The sequence below is a fragment of the Micromonospora sp. NPDC049047 genome (assembly GCF_040649135.1).
In the GTDB taxonomy this organism is placed as follows: domain Bacteria; phylum Actinomycetota; class Actinomycetes; order Mycobacteriales; family Micromonosporaceae; genus Micromonospora.
This window is the reverse complement of the sequence record NZ_JBEZEY010000005.1, coordinates 315,612-332,321: the sequence shown is the minus strand read 5'-3', so window position 1 is coordinate 332,321 and position 16,710 is coordinate 315,612. Positions and strand designations below refer to the sequence as shown.

The window sequence follows — 16,710 nt, the reverse complement described above, 5'->3', positions numbered from 1 at the left end:
GTCCTATTGCGAAAAGACCGGCTAGCGTAGGCAGGACTTCCAGTGATCCGGGACCGCAAGTTTCCGGAAGTTCCAGACAGTCGTCCAGAGGAGCCCTCGTGTCGACCGACATCGCTGACGTGGTGACCGCTGCCCGGTCGATCCGCAACCCCGTCCTCGCCGGATTCCATCCGGACCCGTCGATCCTGCGCGTCGACGATGACTACTACCTGGCCACCTCGACCTTCGAGTGGTATCCGGGCGTGCGTGTGCACCATTCGCGTGATCTCGTGAACTGGCGCACCCTGGGCGGGATCATCACCGACCGCCGCCTGCTCGACCTGCGCGGCTGCGGCGACTCCAACGGAGTGTGGGCGCCCGACCTGACGTACCACGACGGGCAGTTCCACCTCGTCTACAGCGACGTGGCCAGCTTCGCCAGCGGCTACTGGGATCCCCAGAATTTCCTGGTCACCGCCACGGACATCGCCGGACCCTGGTCCGATCCGGTGAAACTGCACGGGCGCGGCTTCGACGCCGCCCTGTTCCACGACGAGGACGGCACCAGCTGGCTGCTGAGCATGAGCGCCGACTGGCGACCCGGCCGCGACCGCTTCGGCGGCATCGAGATCCAGCAGTACGACAGGGCCGCGCGCCGGCTGGTCGGTCGGCCCCGCATCCTGTTCACCGGCACCCCGGTCGGGGTCACCGAGGGCCCGCACCTGTACCGCCACGACGGCTGGTACTGGCTGATCACCGCCGAGGGCGGCACCAGTTGGGAGCACCAGGTCACCGTGGCGCGGTCCCGGGAGTTGTTCGGGCCGTACGAGGTGGACCCGGACGGCCCGCTGCTCAGCTCGGTGGGCCGGCCCGACCTGCGGTTGCAGAAGGCCGGTCACGGCAGCCTGGTGCGCACCCAGGGCGGGGAGTGGTATCTGGCCCACCTGGTAGGTCGCCCCTACTCACCGCTCGGCAGTTGTGTGCTGGGCCGGGAGACCGCGATCCAGCGGGTCGAGTGGCCGGCGGATGGCTGGCCCCGGATCCCCGGCGGGGTGCCCGCGGACGAGGTGGTCGCACCGGATCTGCCCGCGCACCCGTGGCCGGCGGATCCCGACACCGACCACTTCGACGCCCCCGAGCTGGGTTTGTGCTGGTCGACGCTGCGCCGGCCGGCCACTGACGACTGGATCGACCTACGGTCCCGCCCGTCGTACCTGCGCGTGCACGGCGGGCAGTCACCTGTCGGCCGACAGGCCCCCAGCCTCGTCGCGCGACGGGTCGAAGCGACGCACTGCTCGCTGGAGACGGTGGTGGAGTTCGACCCGGTCGACCACCGCCAGCTGGCCGGGATAACCGCCTACTACAACACCCTCAACTGGCACCACCTCTACCTGACCCGCGCCGACGACGGACGGACGGTGCTGGAGCTGCTCAGCTCCGACAACGGGCGACGCACCCCGCATCCCGAGCTGACCGTCGACGCCAGCGGGGTCACCCGGGTCGGTCTGCGGGCGGTGTTCGAGGGGCCGGTGGTGCGCTTCGACTACGACCTCGGCGCCGGCTGGCAGCAACTGCCGGTCGAGCTGGACGCGACCATCCTGTCCGACGAGCACGCCGCACTGATCATCGACGGCGAGCCGGCCGCGTGGGGCTTCACCGGAGCCTTCGTCGGCCTGTGGGTGCAGGATCTGGGCGGCGACGGGGTGTACGCCGACTTCGACCTGGCCACCTATCGCGAGTAGTGAGCACGCGGACGGCACCCTGGTGGGTGCCGTCCGCGTTTCCGTCGCCCTACTTGACCTGGGCAGCGACGCTGCGGAGCTGGCCCAGCGTGGTGCGGAAACCGTGGCCGGACGCGGCCGGGTCCTCGGTGACCAAGCCGCTGACGGCCATGGCCTGCGAGCGGGACGCCACTACCGCGTCGTCGTCGGCTCCGGCCGCGTCGAACACCCCGAAGTCGCCGCTGAGCGTACGGAACGTCGGGGCCGCCGGGTCCTTGGCGAGGTAGAGCACGACGACCTGACCCGCCGTGAGCGCGGACATCTGCGCCATGTCCGCCACGCCGCGATCCAGGCTGGCGAGCGTGATCCGCGTCCCGGCCGCGACCGCCGATCCGTCCGCCGCGCGCAGCACCTCGTCCACCCGGAACCCGGTCGCCTCGACCTCACCCCGGACCACCAGGTCCGCGGCCTCGCTGAGCTGCCGCACCGTGCCGTACCCGCGCATCTTGCCCTGGGCCGGCGGGCCCGCGGGGGCGGCCGGCGTGGCAGTGGCCGACGCGGCGGCGGTGGGTGCGCCGACCGGGTCGGTGCCGTCGGCGCCGCCGCAGGCGGACATCGCCGCCACGGCGAGCACGGCGGCGGCTGTGGCCCCCAGAGACCGGGCACGGCGCAGGTGGACTGCCATGTATCGCTCCTCGCGTATCGCTGCCGTCCCGGTTCGTTCCGCCCGGGATGCGGCACTGCTCACGCCATCTAACTGGGCGGTCCGGCCAGCGAGCATCCCGGTAGCCGTCCACGCGTACAACGCCTGCCGACAACGAGATGAACAGGCGTCGTCACCGCCTGCGGTCGTCGATTGACGGCGGCCCGACGCACTGATATCTGTTAATACAGTTTCCAGATGCTCGCGGTGCCCGCCGGGGCCGATCGTCGCGCCGGGGCACCCACCGGCCGGCGGCACGCCGCCCCTTCCCCGAGGAACACCATGGTGCGCAAGAGAACAGCCGCCTACGTCGTTGGCACCCTGCTGACCGGCGTCGCGGCGGTCGGCTACGGCCTGCCGTCGGCCAGCGCCGCGACCGCCGGCCCGATCACCGGCCTCGGTGGCAAGTGCGTCGACGTCGCGGGCGCCAACCCGGCCAACGGCACGCCGGTGCAGCTCTACGACTGCAACGGCAGCGCGGCCCAGACGTGGACGGTCGGCAACAGCGACGCCTCGATCCGGGCGCTCGGCAAGTGCCTGGACGTCACCGCCGCGTCGACCGCAAACGGCGCCAAGATCCAGCTGTACGACTGCAACAACACCGGCGCCCAGAAGTGGACCGCCGCCAGCGGTGGTGCCCTGATCAACTCCGCCTCCGGCAAGTGCCTCGACGTGACCGACCGGAGCACCGCCAACGGCGCCCGACTGCAGATCTGGACCTGCGGTGGCACCACCAACCAGCAGTGGACCCTTCCCGGCGGCGGCACCCCCACTCCCACGCCGACCGCCACCGTCCCGGCCGGCACCAACCTGGACGACCCGGCGAAGAAGGACGTCGCCATGCAGCTCGTCTCGGCGGCGGAGAACTCCTCGCTCGACTGGCGTGCGCAGTTCTCCTACATCGAGGACATCGGCGACGGTCGGGGCTACACCGCGGGCATCATCGGCTTCTGCTCCGGCACCGGGGACATGCTCGAACTGGTCCAGGCGTACACCAACACCAAGCCGGGCAACGTGCTGGCCGGCTACCTCCCGGCGCTGCGTGCCGTCAACGGCACCTCCTCACACGCCGGCCTCGACCCCAACTTCCCCCGCGACTGGCGCACCGCCGCCAACGACTCGGTGTTCCGGGCCGCCCAGGAAGCCGAGCGGGACCGGGTCTACTTCAACCCGTCGGTCCGCGACGGCAAGAACGACGGGGTACGGGCACTCGGCCAGTTCGCCTACTACGACGCGGCGGTCATGCACGGGTACGAGGGGATGCGCCAGATCCGCAGCCGCGCCCTCGCCCGCGCGAAGCCCCCGGCCCAGGGTGGCGACGAGCGGACCTGGCTCAACGCGTTCCTCGACGAGCGGGTCATCGAGATGCGCAAGGAGGAGGCGCACTCGGACACCTCCCGCGTCGACACGGCCCAGCGGGTGTTCCTCAACAACGGCAACCTCAACCTGAACACGCCGCTGACGTTCGCCGTCTACGGCGAGCAGTTCCGCATCGGCTAGCACCCCCACCGGCACGCACCGACGCTCAGGGCGCCGCCTCGCGGCGCCCTGAGCCGTCCCCGGGCGCGACCTTGCCTTGACGCTGACGACAAGGTTTAGCCTGGTCGCGACGGGCTGGTCGAGGGGGTCGTGATGCTGATCGGTGAGCTGGCGGAACGCGCCGGGACGAGCACCCGGACGCTGCGCTACTACGAGGCCCACGGGTTGGTACGCCCGCAGCGCTCGGCCAACGGCTACCGCGTCTACGACGAGGCGGAGCTGCGGGTGGTCCGGGAGATCCGGGCGCTGCTCGACGTCGGCTTCGGCCTCGACGACGTCCGTCCGTTCGTCGCCTGCCTACGGGCGGGCAACGCCTCCGGCGACGTCTGCCCCGATTCCGTGCTGGTGCTGCGGCGCAAGCTCGCCGAGGTCGACGACTACCTCGACCGGCTCGCAGCGGTCCGTCAGCAGCTGCGCACCCAGCTCACCCACGCCATCGCACACCGGGAGACAACATGCCCCAGGAGACGACCGTCAGCACCCTGATCACCGTCACCGACCCCACGTTCGCCGAGTTGGTGCTGGCCAGCGACCGGCCCGTCGTCGTCGATTTCTGGGCCGAGTGGTGCCCGCCCTGCAAGATGATCGAGAAGAGCCTCGTCGAGCTGGCCGGGGAATTCGGCGACCGGATGGTCATCGCCAAGCTCAACTCCGACGAAAACCCGCAGGCCACCCGGCGCTACGGCGTCATGTCCCTGCCGACGCTGCTGGTGTTCCGTCGGGGTGAGGTCGTCGGCTCGATCGTCGGGTCCAGGCCGAAACTGCACCTGCGGCAGAGCCTCACCATGCACGCCGGGCTGTGACCGGCACGCCGGCTCAGCTCTCGACCCAACCGTGTGACCGGGCGTGCTCGACGAGCGACTGCCGGATCGCGGCGAGCTGGGCGGCGGTCAACGTCGGCACCCGCTCGATCAGCAACTCCGTCACCTCGTAGCTGAACTCGCGCGGCGACAGGACGTCGCACATGCCGTCGTCCTCACCGGTCTGCCCGGTCCGCGCCGGCGCGACGTCGGGCACCCGTTCCGGCCGGAACGCCGCGACCGGCTCGACGATCCGCAGGGACGCCACCTTCAGCCCCCGGTCACCGGCCTCCACCTGGTACTCCACCCGCATGCCGGGATGCACGAGATGCCGTTGCTCGCCGAAATCGTTGGCGTGGACGAAGATGTCCTCGCCGCCCTTCGACGGCGCGATGAAGCCGTAGCCACGCGCCTCGTCAAATCGGATGACCTTACCCGCCGCCCACACAGACACGACCCACTCCACCACTCAACCGAAGACCTCGACAGTGTTCACCCACGGTACCGGAACACCCACCGCGACCGGCAGCAACAGGTCACCGCAGCGGTGCCGGCGGTGTCGCGGGTCAACGCCGGCCGCAAGCTGCACCCACCGCCCAGCCAGGGTTGGGACCCACCCGTCCAGCCGGGCGCCCACACGGCGACGCCCCGACCGGGATGGTGAATCCGGTCGGGGCGCCGCCGGCTGGTGTCAGTCGTCGTCGGAGCTGTCGTCATCGTCGTCGGACCGGTCGTCCGCGTCGTCGTCGTCGTTGTCGTCGTCGTCGTCGTCGACCGGCTCCTGCTCGGCCTTGACCACCGAACCGTTGTCCCGGTCGACGTCCACCTCGTGCTCGGTGTCGCCAGCGACGATCTCGACGCTCCACACCGGTCGGCCGTTCTCCTGCTCGGCCTCGACCTCGACGATCTGGCCGCCGCCAGCCCTGGCGAGTGCGATCTCACCAGCGCGCTTCTCGTCGACCGCGCTGCCCGCCGGCGCGGTGCCGGTGGTCGGCGTACCGCTCGACGGCGTACCCGACGGGGTGCTGGTCGACGGCGTACCGCTGGTTCCCGGCGCGGCGGTGGTCGCGCCGCCCTCCGGCGCGTCAGTGGCAGTCGGGGCGACGGTGGCCGCCGCGAGTGCCGTGCCGACCGTCCGCCCGTCGTCCGCGGCGTTGACGCCCAGCGCCACCCCGGCCACCGCCAGCACCGCCGAACCGCCGACCGTCGCCAGAAGCAGATTGGTGCGCTTCATCGTGGTGTCCACCTTTCCTCGGTTGTCGCCTCTGAGGATCGGGTGAACCGGGATAGCACCGCGCTGTCCGAACGCTAAGGCCGGGTTAAGCCGTGCCGGCGTCGGTGGTGGGACCAGCTCAGAGCGCCATCCGCATGAAGACGTCGGCGCGGGCGTACGGCGGCAGTGGGATCTGGTCCGGACTGACGTGCTGGAAGCCGGCACTCTCGTAGAGATGCACGGCGTTCGCCAGTTTGGTGCTGCTGCCCAGGAACAGGGTCGTCGCGCCGAGCTGGCGGGCCCGCTCGATCGCCGCCGCGATGAGCTGACGGCCGAGGCCCTTGCCGCGCACCACCGGGGCGACAGTCATCTTCGACAGCTCGAAGACGTCGTCCGAGTAGCGGATCAGGGCGACACAGCCGACGATCTCCCCACCGTCGCGCACGATCAGCACGTCGCCACCCGGGTCGACGATGGCGGTGAACGGATCGTCGAGCGTCTTGCGGTCCGACTCCTCGACTGTGAAGTAGTGGGAGATCCATTCCAGGTTCAGCGTGCGGAAGGCCTCGGCCTCCGCGGCTGTCGTCATGGACGTGACGGTAAGCGTGCTCGGCTTCATGGTTCGATTCTCCGGCCGCCGCCATTCGAACGTCCAATATCTTGTTCGGGCTCATTCGTATCCTTGGAGTATGGATCCCGAGTTACGCCACCTGCGCTACTTCGTCGCCGTCGCCGAGGAGCTCCATTTCGGCCGGGCCGCGCTACGACTGCGGATGGCCCAGCCGCCGCTGTCGCAGCAGATCCGCCAACTCGAGGCGATGATCGGTACGCCGCTGTTCGTCCGTACCTCCCGGTCGGTGGCATTGACACCGGCCGGCGAGGCGTACCTGGATCGGTGCCGGCGGGTGCTGGCCGCCGTGGCCGACGACGTGGACGAGGCGGGCCGGATCGGGCGCGGGGAGCAGGGACGCTTCGACGTCGGGTTCGTCAGCTCGGCGATCCAGCTCGGGCTCGCCGGGCCGATCCGTCGGTTCCGCGAGCGCTACCCGGCCGTTCACCTACGCCTGCACGAGGCGTACACCGCGCACATCGTCGACCGGCTGTTGAACGCCGAGGTCGACCTCGGCGTGGTCCGGGACCCGGACGACCACGACGACCTGGTCGGCACCACGTTCGCCAGGGAAACCTTCGTCGCCGTCCTGCCGGGCGATCACCCGCAGGTGGGAGAGCCCGCGATCAACGCGGCGGTACTGCGCGACGACCCCTTCGTCTTCTTCCCACGGGTGGCCAGCGAGCGGGCCTACCAGCGCAATCTCCGGCCGTGCCTGGAAGCCGGGTACACCCCACGCATCGTCCAGGAGGCCAGCAGTTGGACGACAGTGGCGCACCTGGTCGCGGCCGGCCTCGGGGTGACGATCGCGCCCGCGAGCATCGCCGCCGTCGTGCCCGCATCGGTGGACGTGCTGCCGTTGACCGGCTCCGAGGCCACCACCGAGGTGCAGATCCTGCGCCGTCGCGACGACGACCGGATCACGTCGACGGGCTTCGGGACGCCGCCTGGCACTGCCTGACCCGGTCGGCTAACCGCGCCGATTGAGTTCCGCTTCGAGCCGCTGGACGAGCGTCTTGCGGTCCTTGCCGGCATGCTCGTTGCGCAACGCGGTCCTGAGCTGCCGCGTGTCCAGGCCACGCACGAGCTTGGTCGCCTCGGCGACCGACATCTCGGACATCCGGCCGGCCGTGGTGGCGTCCCGACGCGCCCGCTTCGCCGGCCCGGTGTTCGCGACGTACTGCTTGCCGGACCGCGATGCGGCCCGCTTCTTCGTGTCGGTCGCGCGCCGCTGGCTCTCCGACATCTCCTCCCAGGCCTTCTTGGGCAGGTAACGACTTGTCGTGCCGCCCTTGCGCGCCCGGGTGTCGCCCTCTTTCGTCTGCCACTTCTCGTTGCCCCAGCGCTGGAGCGACTTCTGCCGCTCGTCCTTTGCGCCAAGGAATCCCCCGCCGCGCTTCTTGTACTCCTGAGTGACAAGCTGCGACTTACGCGCCGACCACTGCCCCGTCCTGCCGCCCTTGTCGGAGGCCTTTACCTCTTCCTTGATCTGCTCTCTGAGCTCGGGTTTCGTATACCGTGCCATGGCTGGCAGCTACCCGGCACCGCCGCGCCTATGCCTCCCGCCGCGGCGTCGGTGGACGCAGCCGCAGCAGCACCTGCGCCCCGCCCGTCGGGCCGGCCCGCAACTCCAGGCGACCGCCGCCGGCCTGCGCGGCACGCCGGGCGATGTCCAGGCCGAGACCTGTCGACCCGGCCGCGCTGGCGCCCCGCCGAACCGCCCCGACCGGCAGGCCCGGGCCGGCGTCCGCCACGGTGAGGACCACCTCCCCCGCGTCGCGGCCGAGCTGGACGGCGAACGGCGTCCCGTCGGGGGTGTGCGCGAAGACGTTTCCGAGCAGGGCGTCCACTGCCGCCGCCAGGTCGTCGGCGGGCACCCCCACCGGCAGCGGGCCGGGCGCCAGGTCGAGGGTGACTGCCCGCCCGGTGTCCTCGGCCAGCACCGACCAGAACGCGACCCGGTCGGCGACGATCGCCGCCGCGTCCGAGGTGGCCGGCTGCGCCGTCGGCGAGTGCCGCCACCGGGCCTGCCGGATCAGCCCGCTGACCGCCCGTTCGAGGCCGTCGGCCGCGGTGGTGATCCGGGCGGCGTCGTCCGGGTCCCGCAACGACTCCGCCTCCAGCCGCAAGGCCGTCAGCGGGGTACGCAACCGGTGCGAGAGGTCGGCGACCTGTTCGCGTTCCTGCACCAGGAGCACCTGGATCCGGGTGGCGAGATGGTTGAGCGCACCGGCCACCTCGCGCAGCTCGGCCGGGCCGGCCGGAGTGACCCGGGCGTCCAGCTCGGCGTTGGCCAGCCGGTGCGACACCGCCGACAGGTCGCTGATCGGCCGGACCAGGTTACGGGCCAGCCGGTCGGCGACGAGCAGACCGATCAGCACCAGCAGCACCCCGAGCAGGGCCAGCACCAACCAGGCCCGGGTGACGCCGGCGGTCAGCTCGTGGCGCGGCACCACGATCCGGATCACCCCGGTGCCGTCCGCCCGCCCCTGCACGGCGATGACCACCTCCCGACCGGCGGCCGACTCCCCGGTGAGGCTCTGCCCGCGCGCGGCCAGCGCCACCGCCGGCGTGCGGGGGGTCTGCGCACCGAGCACCGACCCGTCCGGCAGGAAGACACTCACCGCTCGCCCGGATTCCGCGGCGAGTTGCTCGACGGTGAGTCGGATCGTCGTCGCGTCGGCGGTGCCGACCACCGGCACCAGGCTCTGCGCGTCGGCGGTGGCCGCAACTGTGGCCCGGTCCTCCGCGACGGTGCGGACCAGCAGGGCCAGCGGCACCAGGAACGCGATGAGGGTGAGCACGCTGACGGCGGCGACGAGCAGTGCCAGCCGGGCCCTCACGGCCGCGCCGCCGGTGCCTCGAGACGCACTCCGACGCCGCGCACTGTGTGCAGGTAGCGCGGTTGCTGGGCGTTCTCCCCCAGCTTGCGGCGCAGCCAGGACAGGTGCACGTCGACGGTCTTGTCCGCGCCGCCGTACGGGATCTGCCAGACCTCGGTGAGCAGCTCACGTTTGGTCACCACCTGGCCGGGGCGGCCGGCCAGGTGGTGCAACAGGTCGAACTCGCGCGGCGTCAGCTCCACAGCAGTCCCGTCCAGGGTGACCTGTCGGGACCGGGGGTCGACGCGCAGCCCGCCGACGACGAGCGACGGGTCCGACCCGTCCGCGCCGGCGGGACCCCGCCGCAGCACCGCCCGGACGCGGGCGTCGAGCTGCGCGGCGGTGAACGGCTTCACCACGTAGTCGTCGGCCCCCGCGTCGAGCACCCGGACGATCTCCGCCTCGTCGTCGCGGGCGGTGGCCACGATGACCGGCACGGAACTGACCGCGCGCAGCATCCGCAACAACTCGCGGCCGTCCAGGTCGGGCAGACCCAGGTCGAGCACGACAAGATCGGGCCGGTCCTCCAGGGCGTCGCGGAGCCCGGCCATCGCTGTCGAGGCGGCGGCCACCGCGTGCCCACGCTCCCGCAACGCCCGGATCAGCGGGGTGCGGATCGTCAGGTCGTCCTCGATGAGCAGCAGGCGGGCCACAGCTGGCAGGCTAACCGCTACCGGCGACTGCGCGGCGCACGTTAACCCTGCCTTAGCGTCCGGATGTGCCAACGACAAGGACGGATCGGGGATAGTCAGCGGATGAGCCGTCGTTCGATTCTCGTCGCCGCCGGGTGGGTCGCCACTGTCGCCGTGGCCACCCTGATCGGGTTGGGCGCGATCCGGCTGGTCGGCGAGAGCATCACCGGCACCCCGGGCGGGGTGCGCAGCGCGACGGAGATCGAACGGGCGCTCGCCTCGCCGGAGCCGGTGCCCACCGGCACCACGGGCACCGGTACGGCCACCGCAGGCCCGCCGGGCACCGCGGCGAGCGCCAGCCCCGGGGTCCGTCGAGGGTTCGCCACCAACGGCGGCACGGCAGTGGCCGAGTGCGCCGCCGACGGCGTACGCCTCGTCTCCTGGGCGCCCGCCCAGGGCTACCGGGTTCGCGACGTGGACCGGGGACCGGACGACGACGTCGAGGTCACGTTCGCGGGGTCGACAGGCGAGTACGAGTTGAAGGTGCGCTGCATCGGCTCGGAGCCGGTGGCCGTCGCCGACGACTGACGTGACCACCGGCCCGAGCGTCGCGTTACAGGTCCACCGGCTGCTCGCGGTCCGCGTCCCGGCCGAGGGCGACCATCCGCAGGGTCTCCTCTCGGCGTTGGACGAGCAGTGCGCCGGCCAGGAAGGTCACCGGTGGGGCGAGCAGCAGCATCGCCCACTGCACCGGCACCAGCGGGATGACGTGCCCCATGTTCATTGTCGAGGTGGCCCACCCGGCGAGTGCGCTGTCGATCACCAGGGTGAGGGTCGCCACGGGCAGGAGCAGGACGACGATCCGCCGGCGCACCCCGGGGTGGAGCCTGGCGAGCGCGACCAGCATGGCCAGTGCGGCCGCCGCCAGGCCGGCGACGAAGAGCCACACGGCCAGCTCGCTGCTCGCCTCGAGGCCGTAGAAGACGTGGTAGGACACGCCCTCGTCACCGACGAAGTCGAACGCGGGACTGGTCACCCGGTTGAGCACCAGCAGCGCCACCATCGCGGCCGGCGCGAGCAGCAGCGCCACCAGCCGGCGTACGCCCAGCAGCGCGACCGCCCGGCGGCGCGGCGCCGGCACGGTGAGCGCGCCGGCCGCCACCACGGCGAGGAGGAACTGGGGCAGGGTGTCCACCACGTACGTCGGGTTGGCACCGGCCTCGGGTGCGACGAACACGCCCCAACCGAGCACCCCGGCCCAGGCCAGGCCGGCGGCCAGCCAACGCCACCCGAGCAGCGCCGCGGCGCAGACGCCCGCCCAACCGGCGACGCGCAGCCAGTCGACGAGGTCCGGGCCGCCCGGCTGGTACTCGGGCGGCAGATTCGGGGGGTGGATGAGCTGGTCGAGTGTTGCCGTGCCGGCCAGGGCGAGCAGCACGAGCCCGACCAGCAGGCCCGTCACCGCCGAAGCGTCCGACCAGGTCGACGTGGTGAGCCCCCGTGCGCCCACCCGCAGCCGAGCCCGCAGGCCTGCGCCGAGGAGATTCCGCACGTCGGCGGCGGCCGGTCGCCGCTGCCCCGGCCGCGCCTCGGCGAGCAGCACGGCCATCATCTCGTCCTCGTACACCCGGCGGTGCTCCCACGGATACACCGCCAGCAGCCGCCGGTAGCGGCGTTCCAGGTCGTCGGCGCTCACGCCGCACCCCCGTCGGCAAGCAGGCCGCCGCGGCGCAGCCGGGTGCGCGCGGCTTCGGCGTGGTGTCGCAGGCGGGACGCCTCGTCGGCGAGCCGGCGCGCGCCCACGGCGGTGAGCCGGTAGTAGCGGCGGAGTCGCGACTGGACGATCTCCTCCCGCTCGACCTCGATGAGGCCGTCGGCGCGGAGCCGGTCGAGGACCGCGTAGAGGGTGCCGGCGCGCAGCCGCACCCGGCCGTCGGAGATACGCAGCACGTCCTCGATGACCGCGTATCCGTGTTTGGGCGCCTCGGCGAGCGCGGTGAGCACCAGGAACGTCGGTTCCCGGAGCGGACTGTCAGTCATGCGAATGAGAATATACCGATGAACGGTATATGCAATGAGGTCAGGCCAGCGAGGTTCCCGACCCGGTGACGGTTAGTCTCCTTGCCGTGATCCGCACCCTCCTTGTCGCTTCCCTGCTGTTGGCCGGCTGCTCGCCCGCCGAGTCGCCCTCCCCCACGCCCAGCTCCACCACGCCCGCGGACAAGGCCGCCGCCAACGCGTGCACCCGGGTGGTCTACTCCATCGAGAAGAACAACCCGCCCATGGAGGACGTTGGCACTGCGACGCGCGCCATCGAGTCGACCGACAGCGGCATCCAGGAGGCTGGCAAGCGGCTGGGGTCGGCCGCCCAGGAAGCTGGCGACCTCTGGGTGCTGAACGACCCCACAGTCGACACGGGCCCCGCCACCGAACGGGTGGCCACCGCGCGGAAACAGCTGCTGTCGGCGTGCACCAACCTGTTCGGGGAGTACCCCTGGCCGTTCACCCGGACGCCCGCGCCGACGCCCAGCACGTGAGCGCCGGGCGTGGCCGACCCGGGGTGCCCGTGCCGGCCACGTCAGCGGCGCTGGTTCAGCTCTGGTACGCCTGCACCTCCCAGAGCGAATGGCCGTACCCGGTGCCCCGGGCGGTGCCGTAGATCCGCAGGTAACGGCCGTTGGCCCCGAGCCCGGTGTGCTCGTCCACACCACCGTCGGCGCCGGTCACCGTCTTCACTGTGGTCCAGGTGGTGCCGTCGTTCGAGGTCTGGATCTGGTACGCGCTGCTGTACGCCGCCTCCCAGTTCAGCGTGACCCGGCCGATCGCGGTGGGGCTGCCGAGGTCGACCCGGATCCACTGCGGATCGGAGAAGGTGCTCGACCAGCGGGTGGTGAGGCTGCCGTCGACCGCCTGGGCGCCGGAGACGTCGGCTCCCTCGTTGCTCGATGTCGTCGTCGGCTTGTTGAGCAGCAGGTTGCCGCCGGTCGAGCCGCCGGCGCTCCCGTACACCTCGAATTCATAGAGCGAGTAGCCCCACGCAGTGCCGCGGGCGGTGCCGAGGAGCCGGACGTACCGGCCGGAGCCGGTGAGGCCGGTCAGGTCGTCCACCCCGCCGTCGCCGCCGGTCACCGTGCGGACAGTGGTGAAGGTGACCCCGTCCGTCGAGGTCTGGATCTGGTACCCGCTGCCGTACGCCGCCTCCCAGGTCAGCTTGACCCGGCTGAGCGAGTGCGTGCCACCGAGGTCCACGTCGATCCACTGCGGGTCGCTGAAGGCGCTGCCCCATCGGGTGTCGGCCACCCCGTCGAACGCGTTCGCCGCGCCGTACGCACCTTCGAAGCTGGACGCCCGTGCCGGTTTGCCCCGGGCCAGGTTGGTCCCCGGCTCGGGGTCCGGGTCCGGTCCGGGGCCACCCGGGCTGGTGGAGAGGGTGAACTCGTCGATGTCGAACCACGGGCCGGTGCCCTTGAAGACCAGGAACAGGGTCCGGGTGCCGGTCGGGGCGGTGACCCCGCCGGTGACGGTGGCGAAATTGGCGTACCCACCGGTGGGCACCACGGTGGCCGAGCCGACCAGCGGCCCGGTCGGCGAGTCGACCCGCAACTCCAGCGTGCCGCCCCCGCCGGCCGGGGCGCCGACCCGGGCGCTGAACGACTGGACGCCGGTCAGGTGGTACGGGCGGAACGAGATCCAGTCGTTGTTGTCGATGTAACCGACCGCCGCGCCGCCGTGCCCGGCCGCCCCGGAGACGATCTGCACGCCGGACGAGTCACCGAAGTGCTCGGCCTGCCGGACCCGGGGTTGCAGCACCGCCTGGGTGTGCGTGGTCAGCGCCGGTTGGCCGCCCCCGCCCAGGTCGGTGTACTCGGCGTCGATGACGCCGAAGATGTTCGCCGCCGTGTCGTGCTCACCGTCGGCGGTGGTCTGGATGACCCCGGTGCAGCCCTGCGCGCTGCCGAGCTGGTGGCCGTGCGAGTCGTGGCCGAGGACGTAGTTCACCTTCACGCGGGCACAGTTGACAGTACCGTCCTGGGCGTCGGTGACAGTGACGCTGAACGGCACCGCGTCCCCGAAGGAGAACGTCTGCCCGTTCAACGGGGTGTTCACGGTGACCACCGGGGCGCTGTTGCCGACCGTGACGACCACGCTCGCGGTGGCCGTCTTGCCGGTGGTGTCGCGGACCGTCAGCGTCGGGCTGCGGGTCCCGTTCGTGGTGTAGGTGAAGCTCGGGTTCGCCGCCGTCGAGTCGGTGCTGCCGTTGTTGTCGAAGTCCCAGGCGTAGCTGAACGGGTCACCGTCCGGGTCGAGCGTGCCGGCCGAGGAGAAGGCGACAGTCAGCGGCGCGGTGCCGCTGGTCGGGGTGGCCGACACCTTCGCGATCGGCGCTCTGCCCCCGCGGGCGTACTCGATGCGGTAGAGCGCCGAGTTGGCGTCGCCGTTGAACCAGCCGGTGCCGTAGTCGAGCACGTAGAGCGCGCCGTCCGGCCCGAACTCCATGTCCATGACCTGGGTGCCGGTCCACGGGAACGGGTTGATCTTCAGCGGTTGGCCGGACGCGTCGAGCTTGATGTTCTTGATCCAGCGACGGCCGAACTCACCGGCGAAGTAGGTCCCGTCGTAGTACTCGGGGAACGCCACAGGCGAGGTGTTGTTCGGGTCGTACCGGTAGACCGGGCCGCCCATCGGCGACAGGCCGCCGCCGGTGAACTCCGGCGGCGAGCCGGAACCGCCGTACGGCAGCCACGCCGGGATGGCCGGCGGTAGCTGGGTGATGCCCGTGTTGTTCGGCGAGTTGTTCACCGGCCCGCCCGCGCAGTCGAACTTCGGCCCGGACGGCCCGGACGGGAAGGTGTAGTCGTTGTAGGCGTCGTTGCGGGCGGTGCAGTACGGCCAGCCGTAGAAACCGGGCCGGTCGATCCGGGCGAACTCCACGTTGCCCGCCGGTCCCCGATTCGGGTCGGCGGTGCCCGCGTCCGGGCCGTAGTCGCCCAGGTAGACGATGCCGGTGGCCTTGTCCACGCTCATTCGGAACGGGTTGCGAAAGCCCATCGCGTAGACCTCCGGGCGGGTCCGCGCGGTGCCCGGGGCGAACATGTTGCCGGCCGGGATGGTGTAGCCACCGGCCGCGCTCGGCTTGATCCGGAGCACCTTTCCCCGCAGGTCGTTGCTGTTCGCCGAGGTGCGCTGGGCGTCGGAGGCCGGGTTGCGGCCGGCCCGCTCGTCGATCGGGGTGAAGCCGGCCGAGTCGAACGGGTTGGTGTCGTCCCCTGTGGACAGGTAGAGGTTGCCGGCGGCGTCGAAGTCCATGTCGCCACCGACGTGGCAGCACATACCCCGACTTGTCGGCACGGTGAGGATCAGCGTCTCGCTGGCCAGGTTGATGGTGTTGTCCGCGTTCACTGTGAACCGGGCCAGCCGGTTGACGCCGTCCCAGACGGCGAAGTCGGCAGGGGTGCCGGTGGCCGGTGCACCGCCACCGGGGGTGTTGAGGGGTGGGGCGTAGTAGGCGTACACCCAGCGGTTGGTGGCGAAGTTCGGGTCGGCCTTGATGCCCTGCAGGCCCTCCTCGTCGCCTGTGTAGACCGGCAGGGTGGCGGCGACCTTGGTGTTGCCGGCGGCGTCGGTGTGCCGGATCACGCCGTTGCGCGAGGTGTGCAGCACGCCCCGGTCGGGCAGGACGGTGAGGCTCATCGGTTCGCCGGTCTCGGCCGCACCCCTGGCCAGCTCGACCTGTTGGAAGTTGCTGCTGACGGTGGGGCCGCAGTCGGCGTCGACCGCCCCGGCGGCGGTCCGGATGCCGCCGAGCAGGTGCTGGCGGAAGTTCGCTTCGGTGTACGAGGCGTCGGTGTGGCCCAGCCCGGTGTACCAGGCGCGACCGCCGGAGTAGTTCTGGCACCAGGAGATCGGGTGGTCGGCGCCCATGCTGCCGCCGGTGTAGGTGCTCTCGTCCAGGGTGGCCAGCACGTGCGCGCTGCCCCGCGGGTTGGTGCGGTAGTTGTACAGCTCGTCGAACCGACTCCACCGCTGCGGCAACGTCGCGGTGGACGGGTGCACCTGGTCGGCGACCTTGACGGTGACGGTCTGCTCGGCCGGGTGCGAGGCGAAGTACGCCCCGACCAACCCGCCGTACCACTGCCAGTCGTACTCGGTGTCCGAGGCGGCGTGCACCCCCACGTAGCCGCCGCCGCCGGTGATGTAGCGCTCGAACGCGGCCTGCTGCGCGGTGTTGAGCACGTCGCCGGTGGTGGACAGCCAGATCACCGCGGCGAACCGGTCGAGGTTGGCGTCGCTGAACTGGGCCGCGTCCTCGGTCGCCTCGACGGTGAAACCGTTGGCGGCACCGAGCTGCTGGATGGCGGTGATGCCCGCGGCGATGGATCCGTGCCGGAATCCGGCGGTCTTGCTGAAGACCAGCACGGTGAAGGGTGCGGCGCTGGCGGTGGGTGCGGCGGCGACGATGCCGCCCGCCACCAGAAGCGCGCTCAGCGCGCCGCCGAGCCACGCTCTCAGGGATCTGCGCACGGTTGTCCTTTCGTGGTGCGAGGACGGCGTGCGCCGATCACGCCTGGCGAGGGAGCGATGTGTGTGGATGCATCGTGGCGTCCGGACCACCGGCGCGTCAAGCCTCTTC

17 protein-coding genes are annotated in these 16,710 nt (G+C 71.4%); 7 read left to right on the top strand and 10 right to left on the bottom strand.

All coding sequences use genetic code 11. The features are described from left to right. The first annotated feature begins 98 nt into the window (after positions 1-98). On the top strand, positions 99-1,721 hold the full coding sequence (locus tag AB0B86_RS11410; protein ID WP_357401816.1) for a glycoside hydrolase family 43 protein: 1,623 nt from the start codon (positions 99-101) through the stop codon (positions 1,719-1,721). Positions 1,722-1,770: 49 nt separating this feature from the next. Here AB0B86_RS11410 and AB0B86_RS11405 read toward each other — a convergent pair whose 3' ends face one another. Next, entirely contained in the window at positions 1,771-2,385 is a 615-nt protein-coding gene (locus tag AB0B86_RS11405) for a hypothetical protein (protein WP_357401818.1), read from the bottom strand. Between the two features lie 216 nt (positions 2,386-2,601). On the opposite strand from AB0B86_RS11405, the gene AB0B86_RS11400 reads away from it, so the two are divergent. The 3 genes from AB0B86_RS11400 (at position 2,602) to trxA (ending at position 4,745) form a co-directional block, all read left to right on the top strand. Beyond that, the gene (locus AB0B86_RS11400; RefSeq protein ID WP_357401820.1) at positions 2,602-3,903 is read left to right on the top strand and encodes a chitosanase; all 1,302 of its coding nucleotides are present in this window, start codon (positions 2,602-2,604) and stop codon (positions 3,901-3,903) included. A gap of 132 nt (positions 3,904-4,035) precedes the next feature. Continuing rightward, positions 4,036-4,428, top strand: coding sequence for a MerR family transcriptional regulator (locus AB0B86_RS11395; protein ID WP_357401822.1), 393 nt, complete (start codon positions 4,036-4,038; stop codon positions 4,426-4,428). Further along, positions 4,398-4,745, top strand: coding sequence for a thioredoxin (gene trxA, locus AB0B86_RS11390; RefSeq protein WP_357401824.1), 348 nt, complete (start codon positions 4,398-4,400; stop codon positions 4,743-4,745). Before AB0B86_RS11395 ends, trxA begins: the two co-directional genes overlap by 31 nt. 13 nt (positions 4,746-4,758) lie before the next feature. Here trxA and AB0B86_RS11385 read toward each other — a convergent pair whose 3' ends face one another. The 3 genes from AB0B86_RS11385 to AB0B86_RS11375 form a co-directional block, all read right to left on the bottom strand. Beyond that, positions 4,759-5,190 (bottom strand): cold shock domain-containing protein, encoded by a 432-nt coding sequence (locus AB0B86_RS11385; RefSeq protein ID WP_357402391.1) that lies wholly within the window; start codon positions 5,188-5,190, stop codon positions 4,759-4,761. A 243-nt stretch (positions 5,191-5,433) separates the two neighbouring features. Beyond that, positions 5,434-5,976 carry a PepSY domain-containing protein gene (locus tag AB0B86_RS11380; protein ID WP_357417581.1) on the bottom strand — a complete coding sequence of 181 codons (543 nt, stop codon included), beginning with the start codon at positions 5,974-5,976 and terminating at the stop codon, positions 5,434-5,436. A 118-nt stretch (positions 5,977-6,094) separates the two neighbouring features. Then, positions 6,095-6,544 carry a GNAT family N-acetyltransferase gene (locus AB0B86_RS11375; protein ID WP_357401828.1) on the bottom strand — a complete coding sequence of 150 codons (450 nt, stop codon included), beginning with the start codon at positions 6,542-6,544 and terminating at the stop codon, positions 6,095-6,097. Between the two features lie 100 nt (positions 6,545-6,644). Between AB0B86_RS11375 and AB0B86_RS11370 the strand changes: the two genes are divergently transcribed. Then, positions 6,645-7,526 carry a LysR substrate-binding domain-containing protein gene (locus tag AB0B86_RS11370; RefSeq protein ID WP_357401830.1) on the top strand — a complete coding sequence of 294 codons (882 nt, stop codon included), beginning with the start codon at positions 6,645-6,647 and terminating at the stop codon, positions 7,524-7,526. A 9-nt stretch (positions 7,527-7,535) separates the two neighbouring features. Here the strand turns inward: AB0B86_RS11370 and AB0B86_RS11365 are convergent, their stop codons facing one another. From AB0B86_RS11365 to AB0B86_RS11355, 3 genes are read right to left on the bottom strand one after another with little or no spacing between them, the layout of a single operon-like run. Then, positions 7,536-8,090: a DUF5872 domain-containing protein gene (locus AB0B86_RS11365; RefSeq protein WP_357417578.1), complete on the bottom strand. Its 555-nt coding sequence runs from the start codon at positions 8,088-8,090 to the stop codon at positions 7,536-7,538. A 28-nt stretch (positions 8,091-8,118) separates the two neighbouring features. Continuing rightward, entirely contained in the window at positions 8,119-9,408 is a 1,290-nt protein-coding gene (locus tag AB0B86_RS11360; RefSeq protein ID WP_357401834.1) for a HAMP domain-containing sensor histidine kinase, read from the bottom strand. Then, complete coding sequence (locus tag AB0B86_RS11355; protein WP_357401836.1) at positions 9,405-10,100, bottom strand: response regulator transcription factor; 696 nt, start codon at positions 10,098-10,100, stop codon at positions 9,405-9,407. Before AB0B86_RS11355 ends, AB0B86_RS11360 begins: the two co-directional genes overlap by 4 nt. Positions 10,101-10,202: 102 nt before the next feature. Between AB0B86_RS11355 and AB0B86_RS11350 the strand changes: the two genes are divergently transcribed. Continuing rightward, entirely contained in the window at positions 10,203-10,667 is a 465-nt protein-coding gene (locus AB0B86_RS11350; protein ID WP_357401838.1) for a septum formation initiator, read from the top strand. Positions 10,668-10,692: 25 nt separating this feature from the next. Here AB0B86_RS11350 and AB0B86_RS11345 read toward each other — a convergent pair whose 3' ends face one another. Next, the gene (locus tag AB0B86_RS11345; RefSeq protein ID WP_357401840.1) at positions 10,693-11,775 is read right to left on the bottom strand and encodes a hypothetical protein; all 1,083 of its coding nucleotides are present in this window, start codon (positions 11,773-11,775) and stop codon (positions 10,693-10,695) included. Then, positions 11,772-12,119 carry a PadR family transcriptional regulator gene (locus AB0B86_RS11340; RefSeq protein ID WP_357401842.1) on the bottom strand — a complete coding sequence of 116 codons (348 nt, stop codon included), beginning with the start codon at positions 12,117-12,119 and terminating at the stop codon, positions 11,772-11,774. The genes AB0B86_RS11345 and AB0B86_RS11340 overlap by 4 nt, the downstream gene beginning before the upstream one ends. Before the next feature lie 86 nt (positions 12,120-12,205). On the opposite strand from AB0B86_RS11340, the gene AB0B86_RS11335 reads away from it, so the two are divergent. Further along, complete coding sequence (locus AB0B86_RS11335; RefSeq protein ID WP_357401844.1) at positions 12,206-12,616, top strand: hypothetical protein; 411 nt, start codon at positions 12,206-12,208, stop codon at positions 12,614-12,616. A gap of 55 nt (positions 12,617-12,671) precedes the next feature. Here AB0B86_RS11335 and AB0B86_RS11330 read toward each other — a convergent pair whose 3' ends face one another. Continuing rightward, on the bottom strand, positions 12,672-16,601 hold the full coding sequence (locus AB0B86_RS11330) for a ThuA domain-containing protein (RefSeq protein ID WP_357417576.1): 3,930 nt from the start codon (positions 16,599-16,601) through the stop codon (positions 12,672-12,674). Positions 16,602-16,710: the final 109 nt, after the last annotated feature.

Excerpts from the sequence above, each read along its gene's own strand:
- AB0B86_RS11405 (WP_357401818.1), bottom strand. The coding sequence starts at position 2,385 with ATGGCAGTCCACCTGCGCCGTGCCCGGTCTCTGGGGGCCACAGCCGCC.
- AB0B86_RS11400 (WP_357401820.1), top strand. The coding sequence starts at position 2,602 with ATGCTCGCGGTGCCCGCCGGGGCCGATCGTCGCGCCGGGGCACCCACC.
- AB0B86_RS11395 (WP_357401822.1), top strand. The coding sequence starts at position 4,036 with ATGCTGATCGGTGAGCTGGCGGAACGCGCCGGGACGAGCACCCGGACG.
- trxA (WP_357401824.1), top strand. The coding sequence starts at position 4,398 with ATGCCCCAGGAGACGACCGTCAGCACCCTGATCACCGTCACCGACCCC.
- AB0B86_RS11380 (WP_357417581.1), bottom strand. The coding sequence starts at position 5,976 with ATGAAGCGCACCAATCTGCTTCTGGCGACGGTCGGCGGTTCGGCGGTG.
- AB0B86_RS11375 (WP_357401828.1), bottom strand. The coding sequence starts at position 6,544 with ATGACGACAGCCGCGGAGGCCGAGGCCTTCCGCACGCTGAACCTGGAA.
- AB0B86_RS11370 (WP_357401830.1), top strand. The coding sequence starts at position 6,645 with ATGGATCCCGAGTTACGCCACCTGCGCTACTTCGTCGCCGTCGCCGAG.
- AB0B86_RS11365 (WP_357417578.1), bottom strand. The coding sequence starts at position 8,090 with ATGGCACGGTATACGAAACCCGAGCTCAGAGAGCAGATCAAGGAAGAG.
- AB0B86_RS11350 (WP_357401838.1), top strand. The coding sequence starts at position 10,203 with ATGAGCCGTCGTTCGATTCTCGTCGCCGCCGGGTGGGTCGCCACTGTC.
- AB0B86_RS11340 (WP_357401842.1), bottom strand. The coding sequence starts at position 12,119 with ATGACTGACAGTCCGCTCCGGGAACCGACGTTCCTGGTGCTCACCGCG.